The following is a 26489-nucleotide window of genomic DNA, read 5'->3' as shown; positions in this document are numbered from 1 at the left end:
CGGCCCCGCGCGGTGCCCGGGGCCTTGATCAGCGCAGGTCCCTGCTGCGTACGTAGCGCAGGCCGCAGGCGTCCTGGTACGGATCGCCGTCAGCGCCGATCAGGCTCCGCACGGGCTGCATCGGGAGCCAGGTCAGGCCGAGGAGCCAGCGGCCCACGGCCTGCCAGAAGCGCGGCCGCCCGCCGTCGGCGTCGCGCACCACGCGGGACACCAGCAGGAACTTGCCCACCGTCGCCCGGAACACCACGGCCCCCAGCACGTGGTGGACGAAGGACACCCCGAGCACGCACCCGACGACGTAGGCCCAGAAGACGCCGACGGGCTTGTCGTCCGCGAGCTGCAGGGCGAGGCCGAGACCGCCGACGACCGTGATGGTGCCGTCGACCGCCGCGGCGAGCATGCGGCGCTCGTCCCCGATCTCGTCGGGGACCTCCGGCTGCAGGGCCGGGGCCGGGGCCGGGTACTGAGGCGGGTAGGCGTAGGGGTGCGGGTGGTGCTGCTGGTCGGGGTACTGCTGGTTCGGTTGGTGCTGGTACGGGTGCGGCTGCTGGGGGTGGGGAGCGTACAGGTGGGGCGGGGACTGCGGGTGCTGATTCGGGTGCTGCTGATGCTGATAGTCGATCACGGGAGGTCATCCTGCCTGATGACTGTCACAGCTCATTCTCAAGTTGATACCCGACCGGAACCGAACAGGATCGAACGCGCGGACACGCGGCACGCGGCACGCGGACGTGGCTACCATCTGCGAATGGCTCGCAAGGGAAAGACCGCACGGCGTCTCGTAGTCGACGGGGCGACCTATATGTGGTCGATCGGCCACACCCACCACGTGCTGAGCGACGGTCGGTACGAGGGCTGCAGCGAGACCCTCGTCATCCGCCTGTTCAAAGCGAGGGGACGTCTCCACGTCTCCTTCACCACAGGCCCCGGCAGACTCGTTCCGGACGGCCGCTACATGCCGTCCGGGGCGGTCGGCACCACCGACGGCAGGATGCTGAACCTCAACGAGCCGGGGACCGTCAGGGCGCTGCTGGACGAGGCACTGAGCCGGGGATGGCGTCCCGACGATCCTCCGGTGGAGGAGCTTGACGGCTGGAGCCTCTTCGACGTCGTAGCGGCCCGCCGCGGCGCGGTCTCGCGCGAGCAGCATGCGACGTCCGAGCCCGACAGCGACACCGACACCGGCACCGGCACGGACACCAACCCGGGCACGGACACGGGCACGGACACGGGCACGGGCACGGGCACGGGCACGGGCACGGGCACGGGCACGGGCACGGGCACCAGCCTGTGACACCAGCGAGGACGAGGCCGCTCTACCCCCGCACGGCATACGTCAGCAGGCTCTCCAGGCCGGGACGGCGCGGGGAGTCGCCCGGCTTCCGGTCTTCGGCGCCGAGCCGCTCTTCCAGCGCCCGGCCCTCGGGGCCCGGACCGCCGCCCGTCTGGCTCGAACTGACCGCAGGCCGCAGGCGGACTTGTTGTACTGCGCGCATGGAAGATCACAAGCAGTGCACGGTGGTCCGCACCGGGCAGTACGAAGGTATTCAGGGCGGCCTGTTCGGGGCGGGGATCAGCGCCCAGTCGGCAGGCGCGAAGGCACTGTGCCTGCACCGGCTGGTGATGCCCGCCGGCACCCGGGGGCGCCCACACCTGCACGAGGGCCATGAATCGGCCATCTTCATCCAGTCGGGTCAGGTGGAGGTGTGGCACGGCGAGGGCCTCGCCCAGCACGTCGTGCTGCACGCGGGCGACTACTTCCACATCCCCGCCGACACCCCGCACATGCCGGTCAACAGCAGTGACGAAGACATGGTGTGCCTCGTCGCGCGGACAGACCCCAACGAGCAGGAAGGCGTCCGGCTGCTGGAGCTGCCGGACCGGCTGGCGGCACTGCTCGCCCCGCTGCCGGTCGGGGTCGGCTGAGGCCGGACCTGGCCCGGCGGGGGCGCGACCGGTTCACCGCGCCCCCGCACGTTCACCGCGCCCCGCACGCGGGTGGGCGTCGCTCACTTCCGGGACCGGAGGGGCGGGGTGGCCGCGGCGCCGGCGCAGCCAGAGGTACAGCAGCAGGCAGGGCAGCAGCAGTCCGCAGACGGTGATGACGAAGAAGGCCGTGAAGCTGCTGATGTGCGTGACCAGCCAGTCGAAGTTCTGCCCGAAGAAGCCGACCACGAACGACAGCGGGAGGAACACCGACGCCAGGATCGTCAGCCGCTCCATCGTGGCGCTCTGCCGAAGGTTGATCTTGTTCTGTTCTACGGAGATCACCGCGATGTTGGCCTCGAGGACGGTGGCCAGCAGGTCGCGCTGGGCGGCGACCTCCTCGTTGACGAGCAGCAGGTGGTCGTGCACGTCGCGGAAGTACGGCAGGAGCCCTGCAGGCGTCTTGCCCGCCTGCAGGCGGCGGGTCACCACGGCGAGCAGCGGGTGCACCGCGCGGTAGAAGTCGGTGGCTTCGCGGCGCAGGGAGTAGATCCGTTCGGTCGGAGCGACCGCCCCCGAGAAGACCGTGGCCTCGATCTGCTCGATGTCGCGCTCCAGTTCCGCGACGACGGGCGCGTAGCCGTCCACGACCTGGTCGAGGATCGCCCACAGCGTGGAGACGCTTCCCGCCCGGAGCAGTTCGGGGCGGCGTTCCAGCCGGCTGCGGGCTCCGCTGAGCTCGCTGGCGATGCCCTGGCGCACGGTGATCACGAAGTGTTCGGCGAGGAAGATGCTGATCTCGCCGGTGTCGATCTCCTCGCGCTCGTCGTCGTAGCGCGCCGTGCGCAGGATGATGAGCTCGGTGCCGTCCTCGTACTGCTCGGCCTTCGGCCGCAGGTGGAACGCCCGGGCGTCCTCGACGGCGAGCTCGTGCAGCCCGAAGCACTCGCGCACCCTCGCCAGTTCCGCGGGCCCCGGCTCGAACATCCCCAGCCAGACGAACCCGCCCTGCGCACAGCGCGCCGCCGCCTGCTCCAGCGGCATCGCGCCCTCGTGCTGCCGTCGGCCGTCACGGTAGTGGGCACAGTCGACGATCACGGCCTTCCTCCTCGCGGCCGGGGACGGGATGAGATGGGATGAGACGGGATGAGATGGGACAGCCCGGGTTACGGTGCATGCGAATCTAGCTGCCCGGTGGCTGAAAGTGGTGCACCCACACGACGCGATCGGCCTCTGGACCGTACGGCCCCGGCTTCAGCCGCGGTGGCGTTCCCAGAAGGAGCAGTGGTGCGCCTGCCCCACGTCGAAGGGCTCCACTCCGTGCCGGCCCGGTGCCAGGGACTGGGCGAGCGGTGTCCGGTCGCTCCGGAACGCGGGCCAAGCGGGAGCACCTGGGTGGTTCGGGTTGCCGGTCCGTGCGAAGCGCGTCCAGTAGTCGACCATCCGGTTCGCCAAGGCGCGCTGCCGGTCGGTGAGGGGCTGCTTCGTGAGCGGGGAGACGAAGAGGTACGGGAGCTCGAAGCCGTGCGCGGCACCATAGGGGAAGCCCAGCACGTCGGGGAGGCCCTCCAGGACGGGGGCGGTCCGGTCGGCGAACTCGTAGGCGTAGGTGGGGACGCGCCGGGACAGGGCCCTGTCGGCGTGCAGTGTGGTGCACGCCCACGCGTTGTCGGTGGTCACCGCGGCCCAGGCGAGGGCGGGCGTGGGGTACGCGGAGAGCGGGTATTCCGCTTCGACGGACCCGGCCGCGGCGCCGAAGGAGTTCCGCAGGCGGGCCCGGTAGTCCCGGGCTCCGCGGAGGGGGTACTGGCCGAGGGTGAAGCCGAGGAACATGCGCATCTCGTCGCGGTTGGCGCCCTGCATCACCGGCATCCGGTGGAAGCGGCCGGCTTCCAGGGCGCGCGCCGGCTCCATCGGCAGGAGGGGGTTGCCATAGGCCGGTCCGTTGAAGACCGCGGTCAGCTCGGGCGTGACGAGTTTTTCGGCACTCAGGCCCCGCAGGCAGTCCAGCGCACCCGTACCCGTACCCGTAGCCGTTCCCGTACCCGAACCCGTTCCCGTACTCGCGCCGGTGCCCGCACCGCCCTGCGGGCACCCGAGGCGGGCGGCTGCGGCCGCGCCCGCGTCGCGGAGGCTGCGCTGGGAGACGAAGGGCCGGTAGGCGGGGAGGCTCGGGATGAGGGCGCCGGGCGGGTACGCCGTCATGCAGGAGCCGCTCTGCAGGACGGCCTTGTCGAAGAGGCCGGCGGCGGTCGGCGAGACCAGCTGGGCGCAGGTGCTGAGCCCGCCGGCCGACACCCCGAACAGAGTCACGTTACCCGGGTCCCCGCCGAAGCGGGCCGCGTTGGACCGGACCCAGCGCAGGGCGGCCTGCTGGTCGGCCAGGCCGAACGGAGGAGCGTTCTTCAGCTCCGGATGGCCGAAGAACCCGAGCGTTCCGAGCCGGTAGTTGACGGTGACGACGACGGCACCGCCCCGTACGGCCAGCCGCTCGGGGTGGTAGATGCTGCCCGTGCCGAAGGTGAAGCCGCCGCCGTGCAGCCACACCATGACGGGCCGCCCCCGGAGGGGTCCGGGGCCCGTGGGCGTGGTGACGTTGAGGTGCAGGCAGTCCTCCGAGCCGGTGGGCGGCCCGCCGCCCAGCGCCGGCGGCTGCAGGCACTGCGGGCCGGGCTCCCCCGCCTCCCGCACACCGCGCCAGGGGCGGGCGGGCTTCGGGGGCCGCCAGCGCAGCCCGCCGGTGGGCGGCACCGCGAAGGGGATGCCCTCGTACGTGGCGAAGCCGTCGTGCGCTCTGCCCCGTACGAGGCCGTGGTCGGTCGCGACGACCGGGCGCCCCGGCGTGCCGGTGGCCCCCGGTGCTGCGGCGGCCGCGGTGACGGTGGACGACAGCGCCAGGAGCACGGCAGCCAGAGCGCCGCGGCGGCGGCGCGGGAAACCGGCGCGCTGTGTACTTCTCTGACCGCTCGACGACTTCAGCACCTTCACTCCTTCAGCATCTCCCGCGCTCTCCGGCCCCTCCGGCCCCTTCAGCTCAGAACTCCCCCGAGCCGGTCATGTTCTCCAGCGTTCGGGTGAGGGTCCGCCGCAGGCCGGACACCGTACGCCGGGCCTCCGGCGTGCCGAGGTAGATCGAGTTCATGTACAGGCCCGTGTCGGTGCGGTGGAGCCAGAAGCAGAAGCCGTTGGTGCGCGACAGCCAGACGTGCTTCCTCGCCTGCCGGGGCACGTGGTGCCGGGCCCCGGGCGATCGCCGGAAGTCGAGGTAGGAGAAGAAGTTCACGGCGTACGGCCAGTAGCGGATCTTCGTGTACTCCACGGGGGCCAGCAGTTGCCACGCCTTCACGAACGGCACGTCGGCGTGCTGCTGCATCTCGGTCGACGCGGCGCGCACGTTGGCCATGACGGCCGCGAAGTCCTGGTTCTCGGCGACGGAGAAGGCGATGGGCATGGTGTTGATGAACCAGCCCATGGTGTGCGCGTAGGGGCCCCGGCCGCGTTCGCTGACCGGCATGATGCCCCGGTAGACGTCGGGGCCGCCCTCCCTCCTGAGGGACACCCCCACGGCGGCCAGGAGCCCCATGAAGAGCCTGCCGCCGACAGCGCGGCACGTGGTCTCCAGCTTTTCGATCTCGTCGGCCGCGAGCAGCCTGTCCGTCTCGTTGACCGCGGGGTACATGCGGCCCGGCTCCGCGCCGAGCTCCAGGGGGAAGCGCGGGAAGAAGCTGTCGCCGCCCGCCATGAACGTCTTCCAGTGGTCCAGTCGGGCGTCGTCGGCGTCCAGGGAGACGTTCCGGCGGCGCTGCTCGCGGCTGAAGTCGACGTAGCTGCCGGTCTCCGGGAGGTCGGGGGTGCGGCCGTTCGCGAACGCCTCGTAGGCCGCGGCGATGTCGTGCACGGCGATCGGCGTGGACAGGCCGTCGGTCACGAGGTGGTCGCAGGCGAACCAGACCGTGGCGGAGTCGTCCCTGACCACGGCGCCCATGCGGATCAGCGGCCAGGACAGCGGGTCGACCTCCTGGAACGTACGGTGCAAATGCTCCCGCACGCCATCGGCCGAGCCGACGAAGCCCATGTCGTGCTCCTTGAGCTCCACGTCGTCCGGCCCGAGGACGTCGCACGACACCTCGCCGACGAGCTGCTGGAAGCTGCAGCGCAGCACCTCGTGGCGCCGCACGAAGTGCAGCATGGCGGAGCCGAGTGCGTCGCGGTCGACGGGCCCGGGGAGGTCGAAGGTCCCGGCGACGTAGGCGCAGACGGTGTCGTTCGCTCTGTGCGCGTCCTGCGCGACGGCGAAATGTTTCGCCTGGTTGTACGTCGTGGCCGCGCCCGGCCGGAGCGACCCGGCGGAGCCGACCATTTTCGCAGAGACCACCGCCCATTCGAAGACGTGCCCTGGGGCGATTTCCACATCCTCGACGGATACCTGGATCACGGGGTCCCTTCCCCTTGTCGGTTGTCCTGGACGGGAGTTGCCGCCGCGGGCCGGGAAGAGACCCGGCCGACGCACTCACTCGATCAGCCCAACGAGCCGACTGGGCAGGGGAAACGGGCGGAGGCGGGACGCGGGAGTCCGTTTCCGCCGGTCCGCCGCCTGATCACTAGGCTGTGGCCCATGGCCAAGGGCGAAAGCACGGCGGCTGTCCGCGCCGCCATCGATGACCGGGGCTGGTCCCGCACCCGTCTGTGGGTGGAGCAGGCCCTGCCTCCCGGAAGACGGATACGAGCCGTCGCGACGTTGCGAGGCGGGTGGACGTCGGAGATGCGCCGTCTCGAAGTCGGGGGAACGCAGGAGAGGGGAGCTCAGGGGGGAGGAACGCAGGAGGGAGAAGTCCAAGAGCCCTCCTCGCTGGTCCTGCGATCCTTCACCAAGCCGTTCTACGTGAAGCACGCCCTGGGCCTGCTCACGCGGGAAGCGGACATCCTCCGTTTCCTCGACGGCACGGACGTACCGGCAGCTCGCCTGCACGCCGTCGACGCGGCGGCGGAGCACTGCGACCATCCGTCACTGGTGATGTCCCTGCTGCCGGGGAGCGTACGGCTCGACGAGCAGGACGAGCAGGACGTGGAGCGGAAGTCCCAGCTCCTCGCACGGCAGTTGGCGGCCCTTCACGCGCTGACCGTTCCGGAGGCGGACCGGCCGCGTACGTACGAAGCGTGGACCGGCCCCGAGCGAGTGCGGATACCCGACGACACGAAGCGCCCCCGGCTGTGGCGACGCGCCGTGGACGTCATCCGCCGCCCGGCCCCCGCCCACCGGTCGTGTTTCCTGCACCGAGACTTCCACCCCGGCAACGTCCTCTTCACCGGGCACGGCGCCGGTCTGGCGATCAGCGGCGTCGTGGACTGGGTGGAGACGTCCTGGGGACCCGCCGACCTGGACGTGGCCCACTGCTCCACCGCGACAGCCTTGCTGCACGGTGTGCAGGCCGGTATGGGACTGGTGGTTCCCTATCTCGCGGCCGGAGGCACGCTCAGCGACGATCCGGCCGACCATCTGTACTGGCGCCTCCTGGACGCCCTGGCCTTCGCACCGGACGCGGAGAAGGTCGCCGTGCCCTGGCGGGACCTCGGGCGAAGCGATCTGACGCCGGCCGTACTGACGCAACGCCTGGAGGACTACCTTCAGGCGCTCTTCGACCAGTACGGCTGAGGCCACCGCCGGCTGGCTCCTCTTCCGGCGTGGCGGGCCAGCCCGGCGCCGGGTCCGGGGGAAGGTGACTACAGGGACACGGGTGAGAGGAGAAGGTGCCGGTGATCTCCGAGGAGGTTCTGATCCCCACCGACGGGCCGCGGCTCGTCGGTGACCTTGCGGTACCCGGTTCCGCCCGGGCGGTGGTGCTGTTCGCCCACGGCAGCGGCAGTTCCCGGATGAGTCCGCGCAACCGGGCGGTCGCCGCGACGCTGCAGGAGGCCGGCCTGGCCACGTTGCTGATGGACCTCCTGAGCGAGCGGGAGGAGCAGGTGGACGCGGTCACGGCCCAGCATCGCTTCGACATCCCCCTGCTGAGTGAGCGCTTGGCCGCAGCGATCGACTGGCTCGGCCAGGACCCGAGAACCGCCGACCTGGCAGTACATCTGTTCGGGGCCAGTACGGGCGCGGCGGCGGCCCTCACCGCGGCCGCGCAGCGACCGGATCGCGTGCGGTCGGTCGTCTCGCGCGGCGGCCGCCCCGACCTCGCCGATGACGCACTCGGCCGGGTCCGGGCGCCCGTCCTGCTGATCGTGGGCGGCCGGGACTACGACGTGCTGCAGATGAACCGCACGGCCGCCACGCAGCTCCAAGCACCCCACCAGGTACATGTCGTACCGGCGGCCACCCACCTCTTCGAGGAACCGGGGACGCTGGAGGAGGTCGCCGACGTGGCGTGCCGGTGGTTCCTCGGGCCTGCGGAGGCGCCGAGCGAAGAAGGGCGGCCGTAGGAGGGCGGCCATAGGAGGGCGGCCATAGGAGGGCGGCCATAGGAGGGCGGCCATAGGAGGGCGGCCATGGAAGGACGGCCGCCGGTCGCAAGATCTCAGGTCAGGCGAGCGTCTTGAGCAGCTGCTCGCCGAACTCCTTCGCACGGTCCACGCCTCCGAGGTGCCCGCCGGGGAACTCCACCAGCGGAATGCCGAAGAGCTCCGCGAGCCGGGCGGCCGGCCCGTAGAAGGGCTCCTGGGTGCGCGACAGCCGTCCCGCTGCCGGGACCAGCTTGTGCGCGACCGGGCGCAGCGCCTCCAGGTCCGGGACGGACGAGGAGAAGGGGCACAGCATGTGCTCCAGGAAGACCGGGAAGTTGGCGTGCATCCGAGGAGCCATCTCCTGGACCTCGGGCGGCAGTTCGGTCGACTGCTCCGCCTCCTCCGCCGTCACCGGCTCCCCGATCCCTTCGCTGAACCGCGCCATCGCCGGGCCGAGACCCTCCGCCCGGTAGGTGTCGCGGACCTCGGCGAACAGCGTCCGGTACGAGGCGGGGTCCGGGAGGAGCTCCACGAGCGGCGGCTCGTGCACGACCGCGCGGCGCAGCCGTTCGGGGTGGCGGGCCAGCAGGTCGAGCGCGATGATGGCGCCGGAGCTGCAGCCCATCACGCTGACTTCTTCCTCGCCGGGCGCGAGGTGGTCGAGCAGGCGCCGCGCGTCGTCGCTCCACACCCGGACCTGCTGGTCGGCGAGCGGGCCGTCGAGGGGGCTGCGGGAGAGGGCGCGCGGGTCGTAGGTCACCACGGTGTACTCGGCGGCCAGCGCCGGGAACATGCCCGCGTACATCCCGGCGTCTCCCGCGCCGCCGGAGATGAGCAGCAGGAGCGGGCCGTTGCCGCGCGTCTCGTAGTACAGGGTGGCGCCGGGCACGGCGAGCGTGCCGGTGGTGGCGCCGGTGGTGGGACTGGGCTTGGGGTTGTGGTTGGGGTTGGGGTTGTCGTTCATTTCTTACTCCCCGTTCGTTTCTGAAAGCTCTGAAGATTAGGAGTGGCCGGAGGGGCCGGAGGGGCCGGAAGGCCACTGCTCCAGGAGGACGTGGAGAGCCTCCAGCCCGCGCGACCAGGACTCCTGCACCGGCCGGGAGTGGCCGAAGCCGCCACTGAGCTCCAGGTGGATGTAGCCGTGGAAGGTGCTGCGCAGCAGTCGGCCGGCGTCGGTCAGGTCCGGCTCGGTCAGGCCGTAGCCGCGCAGCATGCCGTAGGTCAGCTCGACGCTGCGTCGGAACCCGATGGAGTCCGCGACTTCTTCCGGTGCGAGCTGCATCTGCGTGGCGGCGTACCGGCCGGGGTGCGCGAGCGCGTAGGCCCGGTAGGCATCGGCGAAGGCGATGAGCGCGTCCTTGCCTGCCCGGCCCGCGACGGCGGCGGCGATGCGCTCGGTCATCTCCGCGGACCCCAGGAGGGCGATCCGCACGCGCAGCTCCCGCAGGTTCTTCACGTGCGAGTACAGGCTGGCGTCCTTGACGCCGAAGTGCCGCGCGAGGGCGGAGACGGTGACCTTCTCCAGCCCGGCCTCGTCCGCCATCACCGCGGCTGCGTCCGTCAGCCTGGCCACGGTCAGCCCTGCTCGCACCATGCGGACCCCTTTCCTAGGACCTCTAGGGAAAAACCTAGCATGCCTAGCTACCGTCTGCCCGGGCCCTGCATGCGAAGATCACTTCGCCGTATGTGCTGGTAACGACCGTGGAGGGCAACGATGTACGCGATATCCCTGGGTGACGACGGCGCCGAGCTGTGCCCGCTCGAGCCGTGGCAGGCCGAGGAGTTCCTGGCCCACATGGACCGCGGACGGGAGTTCATCGGGCAGCACATCGCACTGGCGGACGTGGTCGCGGACCTGGCGATGAGCCGGGCCTTCCTCCAGTCGTACGCGGAGAAGGCCGCATCCGACAGCGGGCGGATCTACGGCATCCGCGTCGACGGCAAGCTGGTCGGCGGCGTGCTCCTCCGGACCATGGACGTCGCCCAGGGCACCGCCGAGGCGGGCTGCTGGCTGGAGCCGTCGGCCGTGGGCAAGGGTCTGATCACCAGGGCCGTCGGCGTACTCATCGACTGGGCCGTCGAGGAGCGGGGGATCCACCGCGTGGAGTGGCAGGTCGCGGCGGCCAACCAGTCCAGCATCGCCGTGGCCCGGCGGCTGGGGATGACGAGGGACGGCGTGCTGCGCGAGAGCTTCCTGTACCGGGGGACCCGGCGCGACATCGAAGTCTGGTCGGTGCTGGCACCGGAGTGGCGGGCGCGCAGGCAGGCCGCGCAGGGTCAGGCGGCGTAGTGGCGAACGGGGCCCGGTCGACTGAGGTCGACCGGGCCCCGTTCAGTTACTCCGGCTGCTCCGGCTCCTCCGGCTGCTCTGCCTGCTCCGTCAGCCCATCCGCTCCGTCAGCAGGTCAGCGCGCGGAGGCGCCCTCGTAGTGCGACTCGGAGGCCTGCGGCCCCGCCTGGTGGCGGCCCCCGTCACGGCCCGGCCGGAACGGCCACCACATGCCCCGGCCGAGGAGCGCGGCGAGCGCGGGCACCAGCACGATGGACAGGACGAAGGCGGAGAGCACGATGCCGAGCGCCGTCGCGAAGCCGATCTGCTGCGTGGACGGGGCGGCGTTGACGGCGAGGCTGCCGAAGGACGCGGCCAGGACGATTCCCGCCGTGGCGATGGCGGGTGCGGTGTGGCGCACGGCGCGGGCGACGGCGGCGCGGGCGGGGCCCGGGCGTTCCATCTCCTCGCGGATGCGGTCGCTGATGAGGATGTTGTAGTCGGTGCCAAGGGCGACGACGAAGAGGAACAGCACCAGCGGCAGGACGAAGTTGACGCCCGGCTTGCCGAGGAGGTGCTGGAAGAAGAGCGCGGAGGCGCCGAGCGTGGCCGCGAAGCCGAGGCCGACGGCGACCATGAGGACGGCCGGGGCGAGCAGGCTGCGCAGCAGGGCGAGCAGGATGAGGGCGATGAGCACCGCGGCCACCGGGAACACGATCTTCAGGTCGTGGTCGACGGCGGTGGAGATGTCAGCGAAGATCGCGGCCGTGCCGCCGACGTGGGCTTCCAGACCGGCGGGCGTGTGCGCGGCGACGGTGGCGCGGACGGGTCCCGAGACGAGGTCGCGGGCCTGCTGGGACTGGGTGTCGGCGGTGAGGTAGAGGTCGATGCGGGCGGCGGTGCGGTCGCCGTTGAGGGTGGTCCTGCCGACCTGGCCGACGCCCTTGACCCCGGCGAGGGCCTTGGGCAGGGCGTCGAGCGCCTCCGCGGTGAGGGCGCGGCCGTCCTCGGCGGTCACGTAGACGGTGGCCGGGTCGGACACGCCGGCGGGCAGGGCGCGGGAGATCTCGGTGGAGGTGGCTGCGGCCGGGGTGTCGTGAGCTCCGGAGGTCTGGCCGAAGTCCATCCGGATGCCGGCCAGTCCGGTCGCCAGGGCGCCGAGCAGGGCGACGCAGGCCAGCACGGCGGCGAACGGCCGGCGGGCGACCAGGTCTCCGGCGCGCGCTGCCGCACCGGGACGGGGCTCGCGCTTGAGGGAGCGTGAGGGCCAGAACATCTTGCGCCCGGTGACCGCGAGCAACGCGGGCATCAGGGTCAGGCTGGCCAGCAGCATGACGAGCACCGACACGGCGATGGCGGGGCCGAGCACGCGGAACTGCCCGAAGGTCGCCACGCCCAGGGTGGCGAACGCGGCCACGATGGTCAGGGCTGCGGAGGTGATCGCCGTGCCGACGCGCGCGCTGACCTCGGCCGCCACGGCGCGCGGGGCCAGGTCGGGCCGGGCCCGCAGCTGTTCGCGGAAGCGGAAGAGAAGGAAGAGGAAGTAGTCGACGCCTATGCCGATCAGCACGACGCTGATCATGCTCGGGGTGGAGGGGTCGAGCGTGATGCCGGTGAGCATCGCGAGGCCGACCACCGCTCCTGCCGCGGCGCCACCCACGATGACGACCGCGAGCAGGGGCACGAAGGCGGCCAGCACGCTGCGGAACACCAGGATGTTGATCAGCACGATCAGGCCGACCATGACGATGCCGACGACCTTCTGGGTGGTCTCCTCGGCTTCGGCGGTGTCGACGAGGTCGGCCAGGCCGCCGGTGAAGCCCGTACGCATCCCGGCCTCGGCGAAGTCGGCCTTCGCCCGGTCGCGGAAGGCGCGGTAGAGGTCGTGCATGCCGGGGTCGGTGGAGTTGCCGGTCAGCTGCACCGAGAGCAGCTCGAAGCTGCGGTCGGGCGCCACCATGGCGGGGCTGACCCCGGGGGTCTGGGAGTGGTCCTCGGCCAGGAAGGAGGGCGGCCCGTCCTCCTTGGGTGCGGGCATCTGGACGCGCCGGTGGCCGAGTCGCTCGGCGAGCTCTCCGACGCGGCGGTGGTCGGGGCCGGTCAAGGGCTTGCCGTCGGCGCGGGCGACGAGCACGGTCACCGCGTTGGCGTCGGGCTTCACCCCGAACCGCTCCTCGGCGACCTTGAGCGCGGCGGCCGAGTCGTACTTCGCGGGCAGGAAGTCGCCGCTCTGGCTCTGGGTGACGCGGTAGAGCAACGCCTGGCTGAGCACGGTCAGCAGGATGCCGAGCACCGACCAGAGGGCGATGACCTTCCATGGATTGCGGGTGGAGAGCCCGGTCAGGGCGCGGATCACGGTGTCCTCCGGCAGTGGGTGGTGCGTGTGGTGCGCCGGGTCGTCCCGGCCGGTGTCCAGCTCATCAGCGCGAAACGCAGGATTCGTCCGAGCGCGGGACGAGAAACGGCCTGGGAGCAGAGGCCGGGGGACGCCGCCACCCAGGACCCTGGTCCTGGGCGGGGATCGGCTCAGGGGCCCGGGGCCGGGCCGCCGGCCGGTGCCAGAATGGATCATCAGATGACAGCTGCGCCGCACCGTAAGTGGTCGGAGGCGGGGGCGAAGGCGGCTGAGGGGGTTGAGGGGAAGAACCGTGATGTCGACGACGCGCCCTGGTGCAAGAGAATCCACCGGATCGGCCGGATCCGCCGGACCTACCGGATCCACCACCGGCCCCACCGGCCCCACCGGATCCAGTGGATCCACTGGATCCACTGGAGGGTTCCGGGCTGCAGCGCCGGGCGGCGACGCGCTGCCGTGGACACGCAACGACGCGCTCGTCGCCGTCGGGGCCGCGGCCGTGGACCTGATCGGCTTCACCCTCGCCAGCCAGGTCGACCTCGGGTATGTCCCGCCGACCGGCTGCGTCCTCATGGTGGTGTCCGCGCTGCCGCTCCTGGCCCGGCGCCGGGCCCCGGTGCTGACGCTCGCGGCCGTCCTGCTGTCCGGCCTGGTGCTGAACCTGACCGTGACGGTGTCACAGCACTTCACCGCCGCGGCTGTGGTCGCGCTCTACACGGTCGTACGAAACCGGCACCCGGCCGTGGCCGCGCCGGCGACGCTCGCGGCCGTGACGATACCGCTGGTGGGACTGGCGTCCTGGCCGCGGCCGAGGCTCGTCGAGGTGGTGGGCAGCCTGGCCACCGGGGTGATCGTCGTCATCGCCGCGCTCGTGATGACCCGCTGGCAGCGGGCCATCGAGGCCAACCGCCGGCTCCTCGCCGACCGGGCCGTCGCCGACGAACGACGACGCATCGCACGCGAACTGCACGACATCGTGGCGCACCACATCACCACCATGCAGCTGATGGCCGGAGGCGCCCGGGCCAACCTCACCCACGACCCGGAGGCGGCCAAGGGGGCACTGGTCGACCTGGAGGCCTCCGGACGGATCGCGCTGCGCGAGATGCGCCAACTGCTGGACGTCCTGCGCGCCGGGGAGGAACCGGAGGAGGCGCCGACAGCCCCGCAGCCCGGGATCGGGGACCTGGAGCGCGTCGTCTCCGAGTCCTGCCGGGCCGGGTTGCCCACCGCACTCGACGTGCGGGGCGAGGAGCGCCCGCTGCCGCCGAGCGTGGGCCTGACCGTGTTCCGGATCGTGCAGGAGGCGCTGACGAACGCCCGCAAGCACGCGGGCAGGGCGCAGGCGTCCGTACGACTGACCTACGAGCCGGGCGGCGGCGTGACGGTGGAGGTGACGGACGACGGCGGGGGAGCCGGCACGGACGCGGGCTTCGGGTGGGGGCCCGGGGGCGGGGCCGGAGTCGGGGGCGGCATCGGGGGTGGCATCGGGGCCGGTACGCGCTCCGGTTACGGACTGGTCGGGATGCGGGAGCGGGTCGTCCTGCACGGCGGGACGCTGGAGGCCGGCCCGCTGGACGAAGGCGGGTTCCGGGTTTCGGCCCGGTTGCCATTGAAAACCGACGAACAGCTGCTGTCGGCGGGCGGCGAGGGGGTGCTGCGATGAGCGCGGTGACGAACGATGCGAAGGCGAATTCGGGCGTGGACGTGGGTGTGAGCGTGGGTGCGGGTGCGGGTGCGGACGTGATGGGTGACGCAGCGGAGCGTCGGACGATCAAAGTGCTGATCGTGGACGACCAGCCGCTGGTACGGCGCGGGCTGGCACTGATCCTCACGCCCGACCCGGCCTTCGAGGTGGTGGGCGAGGCCGGGGACGGCGCGCAGGCGGTGGACCTCGCGCACCGGCTGCGGCCCGACGTCGTCGTGATGGACATCCGGATGCCGGTACTGGACGGGGTCGCCGCGACCGGACAGCTCGCACGGGAACTGCCCGGTTGCCGGGTTCTGGCACTCAGCACCTTCGACATGGACGAGTACGTGGTGGCCGCCCTGCGGGCCGGTGCCTACGGCTTCCTGCCCAAGGACATCTCGCCGGAGGAGCTGGTCGCGGCGGTCCGGGTGGTGCACACGGGAGAGGCCGCGGTCGCACCCCGGCTGCTGACCAGGCTCATCTCCACCTACGTCAGGACCCCGCACCGCCCGGAGCCGCCCGTCACGCACACGGGCGAGCTCACACCGCGCGAGCTGGAGGTGTGGCGGCTGATGGCCACGGGGCTCGACAACACCGGGATCGCGGGCGCGATGGACATCAGCCTGTCCACCGTGAAGAACCACATCACCAACGTCTTCGGGAAGCTCGGCGTCCGTGACCGCGCTCAGGCGGTGATCGCCGCGTACGAGACGGGACTGGTCGAAGTGGGCGGCGGGCGGAACTCGGCGCCCTAGCAGGCCTCCACGCCTCGGCGGAACTCCGTGCCTCGGCAAGCCTGCACGCCCGCCCCTCAGCAAAACTCGTGAACCACCTGGATCTCACCGACGATATGGGTGTTGAATTCCTCGAGCTCCTCGGCCGGAACCCACAGTTCGAGAATGGTCCGCCCGCCGGCCTGCTGGACCGGATAACGGCTCAGGAATTCGGTCCCGACCTCGAATCGGGTGACGAAACCGGCACCGTCGTGTTTCACGTTCCAGTCCCGGGCGATGGCGATCGCGTAGTCCTCGTTGAGGACTGGGTAGAAGATCGGCTGCTCGGGAAGACGGGGCGGCCAGGCGCGCCAGCCCGAATCCCGGACCAGGTCCAGCTCCTTGGGGCCGGTGGGGCGCCACAGGGTCGTCGTCGCTGGTCGGCTGGGCATGTGAATCACTCTCTGGATCTGAATGGATCTGGCCCCGGACCTGGATCCCCTTCCGGATCTCGGCCTGGGACCGGCTTCGGGGACCTGCCGATACAGCTGGTCGGGAGACCAGACGGTACCTGCCTCGCCAGCCCGGCCACCACCCGATTCTGTGCGGCGGCCGTATCGTCCGAAGGACCGTGAGCGGAGCGCTCACGGTCCGACGTGCGGGCGGTGTCAGGTCACCAGCGGTACCAGCGACCCCGGCTACCGCCCCCGGGGCCCGGGGAACGCATGACGAAGCCGAGGAGCCAGAGCACCAGAACCACTACGGCGACCCACCAGAGCACCTTTACCGCGAACCCGGCGCCGAAAAGGATCAGCGCGAGGAGCAGAACAAGGAGAAGAGGAACCATCGTTATCAACCTCCGAAAGGACGTGTTCCCCGGATTCCCGCTCACACACGCTCCGCCGCATTCCCGAACCGCCCGCGGCTCAGCGCTCCGAGAGCTCCGAGGGTGCCTCCTGGACCACCCAGCCGTTGCCGTCCGGGTCCTCGAACGTCATGAACGAGTTCCAGGTGCCGCCCTTGCCCTCCTCCCAGCCCGTCGCACCGACGTGGCGGACCGGGGAGACGTCCACGCCCCGTCCCACCAGTTCCTCGCGGGCCGCCTCGATGTCGGTGACGCACAGCTGGAGGCCCTGCAGCGTGCCCGGGGCCATCGTCTTCGCACCCGGTGCCGCCGGCATCCCATGCAGCATCGCGATCGAACACCGCGAACCGGGCGGGGTCATCTGGATGATGCGCATGCCGGGGGCCACCTCGTCGTCGAGGTCGAGCTTGAAACCGGCCTTGCCGACGTAGAACTCCTTGGCCCGGTCCATGTCGGCGACGGGGACCGGGACGACTTCGAGTGTCCAGTTCCGGGGGTTGGTGCCCTTGCTCGTGGTGTCCGTGTTCGTGGTGTTCGTGTTCGTGGTGTTCGTGGTGTTCATGGTGAGTCTCCTCAAGAACGCCGGCGTCTCCGGCACGACGCCGGACGCCCGGTTACCCAGTGTGCAACCGCACATCCGGAGCGGCGTAGTCGGAATCACCAAGTGGGTGAGGGGCCTCCGTACGTCATCCGGCTGAGCTTCACTCGTTCGCGTGCGCGCACGCGCGCGCGATGATTCGCTGAGGGCGCGCATTTCCCGATGAGAGGGGCAAACAGCGCATGTCTACAGGCCCATTAGCGCCCGGAGTGTTCGTCAAGGAACAGCCCAGCGGAGTCAGGGCGATCACCGGCGCGGGGACGTCCACCCCTGCCTTCCTCGGGTACGCCGTCCGGGGTCCCGGTGACCAGGTGGCTTCCCCGCCGACCCGCGTCAGGAGCTGGCCCGAGTTCGTCGACCTCTTCCACTTTCGCTCACGGCTGCCGGCGGAAGCCGTTGAGGAGGAGCTCAGGAGGCTGGGCAAGGCCGTCGAGGAGGTCACGGAGCTCCTCGAACCGCTGGAGAACAGTCTCCGGGAGGCAGCAACCAAGGATCCGGCCCCGACCGTCCCCCTTGAGGAGTTCGACAAGCTCGTCGCCGTCCGTACGGCCCAGTGGCAGGGGCAGCCGGTCGAGCCGACGGACGAACAGGCGGCCGAAGCCACCGCGACGACCGTCTCCGGAGCCCACCCCACCGAGTACGCGCAATGGAACTCGACCGGGGCCCGGCTGCTGCCGCTCCACCAGCGCCAGGCGGAGCTGACCGCCCTCAAGGAACGCTTCGACGAGGCGAAGACCTATCAACTCGCCGAAGCCGTCTACGGATTCTTCGCCAACGGCGGGACGTCCTGCTACGTCCTACGGCTCGATCCCGCCGAGGCGCTCGCCGCGCAATACGACGGTGACCCGGTCAAACGCACCGGGCTCGCGGGCCTGAAGTCCGTCCCGGAAGTGACCATGGTCGCCGTTCCGGACCTCTGGTCCAAGGGCGCCGATGCCGCCACGGGCGCGGCCGTCATCAGTAAGGTCGCCAGCCATTGCACGACCATGCGCAACCGGCTCGCCCTGCTGGAACCGCAGCCCGGCACACAGCCCGGCGACGTGCCAGGCTTCCTCACTCATCTGGCGTCGCCGGACACGTCCGACGCGGAGTTCACCACGCTCTACTACCCGTGGGTGAACGTTCCCGGGGTCGACGGCAGCCCGCGCACCGTCCCGCCCTGCGGTCACATCGCCGGCGTCTGGGCCCGCACCGACGCCGAACGCGGCGTCTTCAAAGCCCCCGCCAACCAGAACCTCCGCGGCGTGCTGACGCTGCCCACGCTGCTGACCGAGGCCCGCCACGGTGAGCTCAACGACAAGGGTGTGAACTGCCTGCGGGTCTTCCCCGACCGCGGGCTACTGGTGTGGGGAGCGCGGACGAGGTCCAGCAGTCGTGACTGGAAGTACCTCAACGTCCGCCGCCTGGTCAGCTTCCTCTCGGACTCCATCCGCCAATCCACCACCTGGGCCGTCTTCGAACCCAACGACGACCGCCTCTGGGCCACCCTCCGCCACTCCATCAGCACCTTCCTCACCGACCAATGGCGCCAAGGCGCCCTCCAAGGCCGCACACCCGACGAAGCCTTCTACGTCATCTGCGACACCACCAACAACACCCCCACCGCCATCGACAACGGCGAAGTCCACTGCGACATCGGCATCGCACCCGTCCGCCCCGCCGAATTCGTCCACTTCACCATCACCCAGATCGCCGACGGTCCCGCGCAGTCCGGCTGATCCGCCCGGCCCGGCCCGGTGCGGCCCAGCCCGGCACACCATGAGGACACGATGAGCCCAGGAGGCCACGCACGTGTTGACCGGTGACACTTTCAGCAGCAGCACCTTCGCCATCGAACTGGGCAAGTTCCAGGTCGAGACCGTCCAGGACGTCTCGGGACTGACCCTGGAGCAGGACGTGGTCGAGACCCGCCAGGTCTCCTCCACGGGGGAACTGATCGTGCGCAAACAGCCGGGCGCCCGCCGCACCGGCGAGATCACCATCACCCGCGGCATGGACAAGAGCACCGCGTTCACCGACTGGATCAAGGCCACGCTGGTCAACGCCGACCTCGACAGCGCCCGGCAGAACATCACCATCGCCCTCAAGGACGCCAAGAAGCAGACCGTCCGGCGCATCCACCTGAGCAACGCCTGGGCCTCCCGCTGGGAAGGCCCCCAGCTCGGGGCGACGAACTCCGGCGTCGCCACGGAACAGGTGACGATCACCTACGAGGACATCACCGTCGAATAGCTCTCCCCCCGTCACAACTCGTCGCAATGTGTCGCAATGCGTCGCACCGCAAGGACAACAGCAGATGATGAAGGAGAGGGAGCAGCAGCGATGACCACACCGAAGCCCCCGGGTGTCTACGTCACGGAGAAGTCCAGCGGAGTCCGCATGATCGTCGGGGTGGGCACCTCCACTCCTGCGTTCCTGGGGTACACCAAGGTCCCCGACGCGAAGGCCGAAGGGGCGGCCACTCCCCCGTTCACCGCCGAGGAGCGCACGCATCCCCAGCGGATCCGCGGCTGGCAGGAGTTCGCCGCCCGCTACAGCATCCAGGAGCTGAGCGCGGAGCTCGCCGAGCTCCGCAAGAAGAACAGCAAAGAGGGAACCGAACTCAAGAAGGTCCGCGCACTACAGCGGTGCCTCGTCCTCGCCGAGTCCGTCTACGGGTTCTTCGCCAACGGGGGAACCTCCTGTTACGTCGTGGGCTTCACCGACCCGTCGGCGGCCGTCGCGAGCACGGCACTGCAGGGCGACGCCGAGCAGCGGACGGGTCTGGGCGGGCTGGAGACCGTCCCCGAGGTGACCATGGTCGCCGTGCCGAACCTGTGGGACATGACCGCCGCGGTCTCCGACGCCGCCACGCCCCCCGCGCCGGACCAGGCCACGGGGCGGGAGCTGATGAGCGCCGTCGTCGGCCACTGCAAGGCTCTGAACAACCGGCTGGCGGTGCTCGACGCCCCTCCGGACCAGACCGCCGATCTGGTCAAGGCCTTCGCCGACGCGCTCCCGTCCCAGGACACACCCGACGCGGAGTTCACCACGCTCTACTACCCCTGGCTGAACGTGCCCGGCGTCGACGGCAGCCCGCGCACCGTCCCGCCCTGCGGCCACATCGCCGGCGTCTGGGCCCGCACCGACGCCGAACGCGGCGTCTTCAAAGCCCCCGCCAACCAGAACCTCCGCGGCGTACTCGACATCCCGGTCCTGCTCACCGACGACATGCAGGGGGAACTCAACACCAAGGGCGTGAACTGCCTGCGGGTCTTCCCCGACCGCGGGCTCCTGGTGTGGGGAGCGCGTACGAGGTCCAGCAGCCGCGACTGGAAGTACCTCAACGTCCGCCGCCTCGTCTCCTTCCTCTCCGACTCCATCCGGCAGTCCACCACCTGGGCCGTCTTCGAACCCAACGACGAACGCCTCTGGGCCACCCTCCGCCACTCCATCACCAGCTTCCTCACCGACCAATGGCGCCAAGGCGCCCTCCAAGGCCGCACACCCGACGAAGCCTTCTACGTCATCTGCGACACCACCAACAACACCCCCACCACCATCGACAACGGCGAAGTCCACTGCGACATCGGCATCGCACCCGTCCGCCCCGCCGAATTCGTCCACTTCACCATCACCCAGATCGCCGGCCAGCCGGGACAGAGCAGCTAGCCGCCGCCCACGACGTCAGGAGGGGTGTCCGCCATGCAGAAGATCGTGGTGCGGGAGGGTGATCTGGTGACGATCCAGGTGACCTTGACCGTGCCGCCGGTAGGCGCCGTGCTCACGCCCCCGCCCCCCTTCCCTCTACAGGGCTCGGCGGGCTTCCGGGTGGAGGGGCACGTCGCCTGTGTCCCGGGTGACATCGAATCCTTGCGGATCGAAGCAGTCCCCTACGTGACACCGGCGTTTCCCGTCGCGGGGGCCGGCACGGTCGAGTTCAAGGTGCCCCGGCAGAACCGCGCCCGGTACGCCAGGACCGCGCAGGGCAAGGAGGTCGTCGTCGACGGCGGCCCGCTCGATCTGGTCTTCACCCCGACGAAGGCTGCGAGCATTGCCAACCCGCCCGCCGAGGACACGGTGAAGAAATACGAAGGCACGGCCACCCTCACCTGCGTCCGCGCACGGCCCGTCACCGCCGGTCCGGCCGCCTGACGGGCTCCTTTCATGCTTGTGCCCTGGACACCGGTCCGGTGTCCAGGGCACAAGCACATCACGACAAGAAGCGCCGTCAGCCCGTCGTTTCCGTGGCCCAGACGAAGTCGTAACGGATCTCCTGCCCGTTGACCCGCACGGATTCGTCGCGGTTGCGCAGTTGCACGGTGAACGCCGCCCCCGGCAGGAGGAGCACTTCCTTCTCCTCCGGCTTCTGGGAGAAGGCGGAGATGTCCCGCCCGCTGCGCCCGGCCAGTTCGAGCTGGTAGAGGACCCTGCGCCCGCCGGCGGTCGGGTACTGGAGCGGCAGGAACTCCTCGGCCTTCTTCCGCTTCTCGCTGGTGCTGGTGAAGCCGTCGAAGGTCAGTCGCTTCCGGGGCCACATCTCCCACCCCGCGCGGTACACCGACCCCCTCACCGGAGGCAGCCGGTGCAGGGAGTCGGCGAGCATGTCGGCGTGGGTCTTGGCTTCGGCGCGCAGCGTCCCGGCGAGGGCGCGCAGCCTCTTCCTCACGGGCTCCAGCCGGGCCTTCCGCTCCTGATCGTCGAGACCTGGCGCCGTGTACTGGCTGATCAGCCCTTGGAGCTCGTCGTCGCGCCACCTGGTGAAGGGCACCTCCGTAGGCACGTCGTCGGCGACCCGGGAGATCATCTCGTCCATCAGCCGGCCGACGCCGACCGACGTGAATCCGCCAGGGGTGGTGAGAACGCGGTTGATGAGCTGGTGGTTGTCACCGGTGTACTGCGTCAGCGCCAGGAAGTGCGCGAAGCCGAGGTCCTTGCCGGGTCCGTCTGCACCACCCACAGGCTTCTGCAGGCGCCGCTGTTTACGGCGCGCCGTGCGCACCGTGTCGTCGTGCACGGTGAGCATCCCGCCCTCCTCCCGGTCGGCCTGCGCCGCCTGCTCGTAGAGAGCGGCGTACGGCAGCTCGGGCAGCTTCGCCCCGGGCAGCGTGGTCCGTACGAACACGTCGAAGTCCCGGTACATCGCGGCCACGTCCTTGGAGGACGCCGTGAGGCCGGACAGGCTCGGGAGCCCGGCCGCTTTCGCGCCGCGCAGGATCTCGTACAGCGAGTGGTCCCGGCCCGTCAGCATCCAGGAGGCGACGGCGAGGAAGAACTCCCGCTCGGAGCGTTCCTGCCCGCCGCCCGTCCCTCCCAGTCCTCCCGGCACGGCCTTCAGCCAGCGGAAGGCGCTGAGCATGCGGGTGGTGGTGCCGGAGATGCCCGCGACGAGGGGTGCGCCGCGCTCGTGGTGCTTGCGGTACCAGGCGGCCGCGGGGTCCATGGCGAAGAGCGCCTGCCCCGAGGCCCAGGGCAGGGGGAACTCGGGCCCCTGCTCCCCGGCGGGAGCCATGGCGGCCCAGATGGCTTCAGGGCTGACGTCGTACTCCTGCGGAAGGATCCGGTCCCCGTCGAGCCGGACGCCTTCGACTCGCAGGGGCGTGGTGCTGCGCTGCGCGTGCGCCCGCTCGGCTTCGCTCAGGGGCACCCCGATGTCCTGGTAGTTGCGGAGGGTGCTCCTGCCCGGTCCCGTCCCGGCCGGTGCCTCGGGCCGCTCAGTCCTGCCCTGCTGACTGCGGCCCATCGACATGGTGGTGCCGGTACCGTGCTGGAGGGTCATGTTTCCCAGGGCGAAGATGTCCTTCGCGAACAGCCGCCCGACGTCCTGCGGCAGGCGGCCGAGGACGCTGCGGGCGCCGCCGGTCAGGTACTCCCGCTGTGCGCTCAGGGCTTCGACGTCGAGGCCGAGCTCGCGGGCGCGCCACAGGTCGCCGTCGAGGACGATGCGGTGCAGGAGGGTTTTGAAGGAGACGTCGCGGTCGTCGCCGGACAGCCCAGGCTGAGGGCCGTACTTGTAGTAGGCGGCGTTGTAGAAGGCGGTGACGAGCTCGCGGACGGTGGCGGAGGAGCCGGGGGCGGTCCACTGCAGGAGCCGTTCCCGGGCGTCTCCCGCCGTTCCCCCAGTTCCTCCCGCTCCCCCCGTTTCCGGGCCTCCCGTACCGACCTGGCCGGCGCTGGCCGGGTCGTCCTTGAGGAAGGCCCCGGCCGCGCGCTCCGCGGTGAATTCCGCGCTCAGCACCTCGTTCAGCCGCAGCACGGCCGTACGCGCGGCGCGGCCGACCTCGGGTGCGGTTGCCAGTGCCGCGCCGAGCCGCTGTTCGTAGAGCTCGGCCTCCTGGTGCCAGCGGGGCGAGGCGAGGATGCGACGGTGACCGAACGGCGCACCGGCGGTGGCCTGCTGTCCGCCGGTGCCGAGCGCGTGAGCGGCCGCCGCCGCGTTGCCGGCCTGCTGCTGGAGATCCTTGAGGCGGGCGGCGAGGACGTCACCTATCGCGGCCGCGGGCGATGCCGCCGGTCCCGCGGCTTCGGGGGTGGGCTCGTGGCTCTGCTCCGGCTCCGGGAGCGGGCCGGGGCTCACCGCGACACCGCCTGAGCCGCCCGTACCGCCTGCCCGGCCTGTTCTGTCTGTCCAGCCTGCCCGTCCTGGCCGACCTCCGCCGCCTGCGCCGTTACGGGGAAGCGGGATTCGTCCACGTACCGCCCGAGCTTGGCGTACTCCTCCCGGACGGCGGCCAGCAGGTCGGCCGTGCCCAGGGGACGGTCGTCGTCGGCGGCGCGGTAGGCGGCGGTGACCGTACAGCAGCGGATCGCGCCGCCGGGCAGGTCGAAGGCGGCGGCGAGGGTATCGAGCGCGGCGTCGTCGAGGTCGGCGGCCCGGGGCAGGCCGGGGCCCAGGCAGCGGTCCCACAGGGCGCGGCGCTGCGCTTCGTCGGGGGCGGGGAAGTGCACGACGAGGTCCAGGCGGCGCAGGAAGGCGGCGTCGATGTTGGCGTGCATGTTGGTGGTGAGGAGGGCGAGGCCGTCGAAGGACTCCAGGCGCTGGAGGAGGTAGGAGGTGCCGGTGTTGGCGTAGCGGTCGTGGGCGTCCTGGGTGGCGGTGCGCTTGCCGAAGACGGCGTCGGCCTCGTCGAAGAGGAGGACGGCGTTGACGGCGTCGGCTTCGGTGAAGATGCGTTCGAGGTTCTTCTCGGTCTCGCCGATGTACTTGTCGACGACCGTGGCGAGGTCGACGACGTACAGGTCGAGGCCGAGGTCCGCGGCCACGACCTCGGCGGCGAACGTCTTCCCCGTGCCCGAGGCGCCGCTGAAGAGGGCGGTGACGCCGCGCCCGCGCCCGCCGCCGGGCCGCATCCCCCACTGGCCGAGGACACGGTCGCGGTGACGGATGCGGCGGGCGAGGCCGCGCAGTTGCTCGTACGGGCGCTCGGGCAGGACCAGGTCCGGCCAGGAGACGGCGGGCCGCACGCGCCGGGCGAGGCGGCCGAGGGCGCTGCCGTTCCAGCTCCGGGCGGCGGCGTGGACGGCGGCCGGGCCCACGGGTGTGCCGTCCGCGTCGGCCTGGCGGCAGGCCGACGCGGCCACGGCGGGGATCCGGTGTGGGGCGATCCGGTAGCGGGCGCCTGCGGCCGCAGCCTCGTCGATTCCGGCAGCCGTCGCCCCGCCGGTCCCCCCGGCCGGGTCGGCCCGGTCGGTAACCGTGCGCAGCTCTTGCCGCCACAGCGCGGCCCGCTCGGGCTCCGTGAACGGAGGGCATTCAATGAGGACGGGGGGCGTGGGCGTCCAGTGCGCGTCCCAGGGCTCCGGGCCGGTGAGCACGACCGGGACGGGCAGGTCCATGAGCGGGGCCAGGAGGGTGCGCATGCGCCGGACGTCGGCGGAAGAACCGGCGACGCCGCCGGCGCCGGCGCCGAGAGAACCGGCGGAGCCGACAGGGCCGACGAGCAGCCCGTAGCCCCGCAGCCGCGCTTCGAGGACGGCGGCGCGGACCACCTCCTCCGGATGCGGCTCGTCCGCGAGAGCGGAGAGGGCGCCCAGGTCGAGTCGCAACGCCGGCCTGCCGACCGCTGCCAGTGCTATCTCGGCGACGCTGCCGGCCGCGCCGCCGGGCCCGTCACGCAGGTGGGCCGACGGGTGGCGGGTGAGCAGCGAGGCGAGGTGCCGGGCGGTGGCGGCGAGCGGGCCCTCACCCTGCGGCGGTAACGGTGGGACGGGCCGGGCCAGATGTACGGCAGCGCGCAGGGCGGCCGGGAGGGCGTCATGACCCAGCAGGTGGGCAGTGACCCGGTCCGGGACGCGCAACGGACGGGTCAGGAATGGGCGTTCGGTGCCGCCGTCCTCCAGCAGGCCTCCGGCCCGCAAGGGGCCGTCGGGCGAGAAGACGCGCCGAGCGGTCGCGGAGGCGCTGGCGACGCCGCACAGGGCGAGGGCGAGGCCGGTGGTGGCGTGACGGCAGGTGATGTCGTCGTTGAGGTACCCGTAGCAGCGCTCGAAGCGTGCGTCGGTGTCCGGGGCGAGCGCGATCAGCAGGACGTCCACGTCCAGCGGCCCCAGCCCGAACTCCTGGGCGAGGCGCATGAGGGGTGGTACGGCACCGGCGTCCGCGGCCGCCTCCTCATGTGCGCGGAGGGCGGCGGCGAGGCGGGCCTCGGCGGGGTCGGGCGGCAGGGGGCCGGTGGGGGCGTCCAAGAGGTGCGGGGCTGCGTCATCGGAGATGTAGAGCCCCTGGAACGGGTCGAAGGGGGCTTCGGCGAGCCCCGGAAGCCCGCCCGGCCCGGCCGCCGTCTCGTCACCGGTACGGACGGCAATGGCGCGCCGCACCCTGACCTCGATCAGGGCCAGGCGGGCGAGGAGCCAGTCGGCGGCGGTGGGAGCCGCCGACTCGGCCGCCAACTCAGCCGACGGTTCGGTGACTTCTTCGGGACATGTCGGCGAGGGTGCGGTCATCGGTCGCCGCCTCCTCCGGTGATCTCCACGTTCTCGTCGCCGATCTCCAAAGGCTTGGTCACCCAGTGGTCGTAGCGGTCCGGGAGGTACGACAGCAGGGGCACGGTCACGGTGACGTTCAGGGCGGGTACGAGCGTGTGGCCCACCGCGCTCCACAGCTCGGTCAGGGCCCGGTCCTCGGCCGGCGGGTGGCCGACGTCGAGCAGGGCCTGCAGGTGCATCTGCTCCAGCTCCGGCGGGAGCGGCACCTTGAGCTCACGGCTCCTGGCGAAGCCGACGAGGAGTTCGCCGAGCATGCGGTGGGCGATGAGTGCGTCCGGGGCCCAGGCGCTGACGAGATAGGATAGCCGGACGTACCGGGGCGGGTCGTGCTGCTCCAGCTTCTTCTGCTGCCCGGGTTCGCCGCCCCGTGCCGGGCCGTAGATGTACACGGTGCCGGTCTGTTTGCGGTCCAAGTCCTCACGAATGTCGTACAGGTAGATGCCGACGGTCTCCGCGCCGACGACCTCACCGTGTCCCCCGTCGCGGCCGGGAGGCTGGAAGGTGACGGGGAACTCCGGCGGCAGATAGGTCAGATCCTTCCGGACGCGGTCCTCCAGTGCCTGGTCGACCAGTTCGATCATCTGCCTGCCTCTGTCTTCTGCTGTCTTCTGCTGTCTTCTGCTGTCTTCTGCTGTCGTCTGTCTGCCTCCGACGCCACTGCCCG

Annotated in this window: 24 protein-coding genes; 11 read left to right on the top strand and 13 right to left on the bottom strand. The window is 71.2% G+C overall.

Annotation, left to right across the window (positions count from 1 at the left end):
• Positions 1-28 precede the first annotated feature (28 nt).
• Complete coding sequence (locus tag NQU55_RS36830; protein ID WP_168093053.1) at positions 29-625, bottom strand: RDD family protein; 597 nt, start codon at positions 623-625, stop codon at positions 29-31.
• Positions 626-748: 123 nt separating this feature from the next.
• Between NQU55_RS36830 and NQU55_RS16275 the strand changes: the two genes are divergently transcribed.
• Both NQU55_RS16275 and NQU55_RS16270 read left to right on the top strand, forming a co-directional pair.
• Entirely contained in the window at positions 749-1294 is a 546-nt protein-coding gene (locus tag NQU55_RS16275) for a hypothetical protein (RefSeq protein WP_206329348.1), read from the top strand.
• A gap of 200 nt (positions 1295-1494) precedes the next feature.
• Positions 1495-1926: a cupin domain-containing protein gene (locus NQU55_RS16270; RefSeq protein WP_168093054.1), complete on the top strand. Its 432-nt coding sequence runs from the start codon at positions 1495-1497 to the stop codon at positions 1924-1926.
• A 33-nt stretch (positions 1927-1959) separates the two neighbouring features.
• On the opposite strand, the gene NQU55_RS16265 is transcribed toward NQU55_RS16270, so the two are convergent.
• From NQU55_RS16265 to NQU55_RS16255, 3 genes are all read right to left on the bottom strand, one after another.
• Positions 1960-3024, bottom strand: a complete 1065-nt coding sequence (locus tag NQU55_RS16265; protein WP_168093055.1) for a magnesium and cobalt transport protein CorA — start codon at positions 3022-3024, stop codon at positions 1960-1962.
• A gap of 156 nt (positions 3025-3180) precedes the next feature.
• Positions 3181-4908 (bottom strand): carboxylesterase/lipase family protein, encoded by a 1728-nt coding sequence (locus NQU55_RS16260; protein ID WP_256790769.1) that lies wholly within the window; start codon positions 4906-4908, stop codon positions 3181-3183.
• A 52-nt stretch (positions 4909-4960) separates the two neighbouring features.
• Positions 4961-6361 carry a condensation domain-containing protein gene (locus NQU55_RS16255; protein ID WP_168093056.1) on the bottom strand — a complete coding sequence of 467 codons (1401 nt, stop codon included), beginning with the start codon at positions 6359-6361 and terminating at the stop codon, positions 4961-4963.
• A gap of 180 nt (positions 6362-6541) precedes the next feature.
• On the opposite strand from NQU55_RS16255, the gene NQU55_RS16250 reads away from it, so the two are divergent.
• Positions 6542-7579 carry a phosphotransferase family protein gene (locus NQU55_RS16250; protein WP_256790768.1) on the top strand — a complete coding sequence of 346 codons (1038 nt, stop codon included), beginning with the start codon at positions 6542-6544 and terminating at the stop codon, positions 7577-7579.
• Positions 7580-7680: 101 nt separating this feature from the next.
• Positions 7681-8349: a dienelactone hydrolase family protein gene (locus NQU55_RS16245; protein WP_168094345.1), complete on the top strand. Its 669-nt coding sequence runs from the start codon at positions 7681-7683 to the stop codon at positions 8347-8349.
• A 100-nt stretch (positions 8350-8449) separates the two neighbouring features.
• On the opposite strand, the gene NQU55_RS16240 is transcribed toward NQU55_RS16245, so the two are convergent.
• On the bottom strand, positions 8450-9334 hold the full coding sequence (locus NQU55_RS16240) for an alpha/beta fold hydrolase (RefSeq protein WP_168094344.1): 885 nt from the start codon (positions 9332-9334) through the stop codon (positions 8450-8452).
• A 36-nt stretch (positions 9335-9370) separates the two neighbouring features.
• Positions 9371-9964, bottom strand: a complete 594-nt coding sequence (locus tag NQU55_RS16235) for a TetR/AcrR family transcriptional regulator (RefSeq protein WP_168094343.1) — start codon at positions 9962-9964, stop codon at positions 9371-9373.
• A 120-nt stretch (positions 9965-10084) separates the two neighbouring features.
• Here NQU55_RS16235 and NQU55_RS16230 point away from each other — a divergent pair, with 120 nt between their 5' ends.
• On the top strand, positions 10085-10660 hold the full coding sequence (locus NQU55_RS16230) for a GNAT family N-acetyltransferase (RefSeq protein WP_168094342.1): 576 nt from the start codon (positions 10085-10087) through the stop codon (positions 10658-10660).
• Positions 10661-10775: 115 nt separating this feature from the next.
• On the opposite strand, the gene NQU55_RS16225 is transcribed toward NQU55_RS16230, so the two are convergent.
• A complete protein-coding gene (locus NQU55_RS16225) occupies positions 10776-12995 on the bottom strand; it encodes an MMPL family transporter (RefSeq protein WP_168094341.1) in 2220 nt (739 codons plus the stop codon).
• A 499-nt stretch (positions 12996-13494) separates the two neighbouring features.
• Between NQU55_RS16225 and NQU55_RS16220 the strand changes: the two genes are divergently transcribed.
• Together NQU55_RS16220 and NQU55_RS16215 are read left to right on the top strand one after the other, a co-directional pair.
• Positions 13495-14661: a sensor histidine kinase gene (locus NQU55_RS16220; RefSeq protein ID WP_256790767.1), complete on the top strand. Its 1167-nt coding sequence runs from the start codon at positions 13495-13497 to the stop codon at positions 14659-14661.
• Between the two features lie 80 nt (positions 14662-14741).
• A complete protein-coding gene (locus NQU55_RS16215; protein WP_206329659.1) occupies positions 14742-15440 on the top strand; it encodes a response regulator in 699 nt (232 codons plus the stop codon).
• Positions 15441-15496: 56 nt separating this feature from the next.
• Here NQU55_RS16215 and NQU55_RS16210 read toward each other — a convergent pair whose 3' ends face one another.
• The 3 genes from NQU55_RS16210 to NQU55_RS16200 all read right to left on the bottom strand — a co-directional run bounded on the left by NQU55_RS16210 (position 15497) and on the right by NQU55_RS16200 (position 16825).
• Positions 15497-15850: a hypothetical protein gene (locus tag NQU55_RS16210; RefSeq protein ID WP_168094340.1), complete on the bottom strand. Its 354-nt coding sequence runs from the start codon at positions 15848-15850 to the stop codon at positions 15497-15499.
• Positions 15851-16071: 221 nt separating this feature from the next.
• A complete protein-coding gene (locus tag NQU55_RS16205; RefSeq protein WP_168094339.1) occupies positions 16072-16245 on the bottom strand; it encodes a hydrophobic protein in 174 nt (57 codons plus the stop codon).
• 79 nt (positions 16246-16324) lie between these two features.
• Positions 16325-16825: a VOC family protein gene (locus NQU55_RS16200; protein WP_168094338.1), complete on the bottom strand. Its 501-nt coding sequence runs from the start codon at positions 16823-16825 to the stop codon at positions 16325-16327.
• 218 nt (positions 16826-17043) lie between these two features.
• On the opposite strand from NQU55_RS16200, the gene NQU55_RS16195 reads away from it, so the two are divergent.
• The 4 genes from NQU55_RS16195 (at position 17044) to NQU55_RS16180 (ending at position 20995) form a co-directional block, all read left to right on the top strand.
• Positions 17044-18579, top strand: a complete 1536-nt coding sequence (locus tag NQU55_RS16195; RefSeq protein ID WP_256790766.1) for a phage tail sheath family protein — start codon at positions 17044-17046, stop codon at positions 18577-18579.
• Positions 18580-18652: 73 nt separating this feature from the next.
• Complete coding sequence (locus tag NQU55_RS16190) at positions 18653-19093, top strand: phage tail protein (RefSeq protein ID WP_256790765.1); 441 nt, start codon at positions 18653-18655, stop codon at positions 19091-19093.
• A gap of 90 nt (positions 19094-19183) precedes the next feature.
• Positions 19184-20512: a phage tail sheath family protein gene (locus tag NQU55_RS16185; RefSeq protein WP_256790764.1), complete on the top strand. Its 1329-nt coding sequence runs from the start codon at positions 19184-19186 to the stop codon at positions 20510-20512.
• A 66-nt stretch (positions 20513-20578) separates the two neighbouring features.
• Positions 20579-20995, top strand: coding sequence for a contractile injection system spike tip protein (locus tag NQU55_RS16180; protein WP_256790783.1), 417 nt, complete (start codon positions 20579-20581; stop codon positions 20993-20995).
• A gap of 76 nt (positions 20996-21071) precedes the next feature.
• Here the strand turns inward: NQU55_RS16180 and NQU55_RS16175 are convergent, their stop codons facing one another.
• The 3 genes from NQU55_RS16175 to NQU55_RS16165 are packed head-to-tail and all read right to left on the bottom strand — an operon-like array spanning position 21072 to position 26406.
• Positions 21072-23417 (bottom strand): ADP-ribosyltransferase, encoded by a 2346-nt coding sequence (locus tag NQU55_RS16175; RefSeq protein WP_256790763.1) that lies wholly within the window; start codon positions 23415-23417, stop codon positions 21072-21074.
• On the bottom strand, positions 23414-25783 hold the full coding sequence (locus tag NQU55_RS16170; RefSeq protein ID WP_168093361.1) for an ATP-binding protein: 2370 nt from the start codon (positions 25781-25783) through the stop codon (positions 23414-23416). The genes NQU55_RS16175 and NQU55_RS16170 overlap by 4 nt, the downstream gene beginning before the upstream one ends.
• Positions 25780-26406 (bottom strand): Pvc16 family protein, encoded by a 627-nt coding sequence (locus NQU55_RS16165; RefSeq protein ID WP_168093360.1) that lies wholly within the window; start codon positions 26404-26406, stop codon positions 25780-25782. Before NQU55_RS16165 ends, NQU55_RS16170 begins: the two co-directional genes overlap by 4 nt.
• Positions 26407-26489: the final 83 nt, after the last annotated feature.

Origin of the sequence: Streptomyces telluris, from assembly GCF_024519335.1 — a bacterium.
Lineage (GTDB): Bacteria > Actinomycetota > Actinomycetes > Streptomycetales > Streptomycetaceae > Streptomyces > Streptomyces telluris.
The sequence above is the reverse complement of the archived record's forward strand: the minus strand, read 5'-3'. Positions and strand labels throughout refer to the sequence as shown.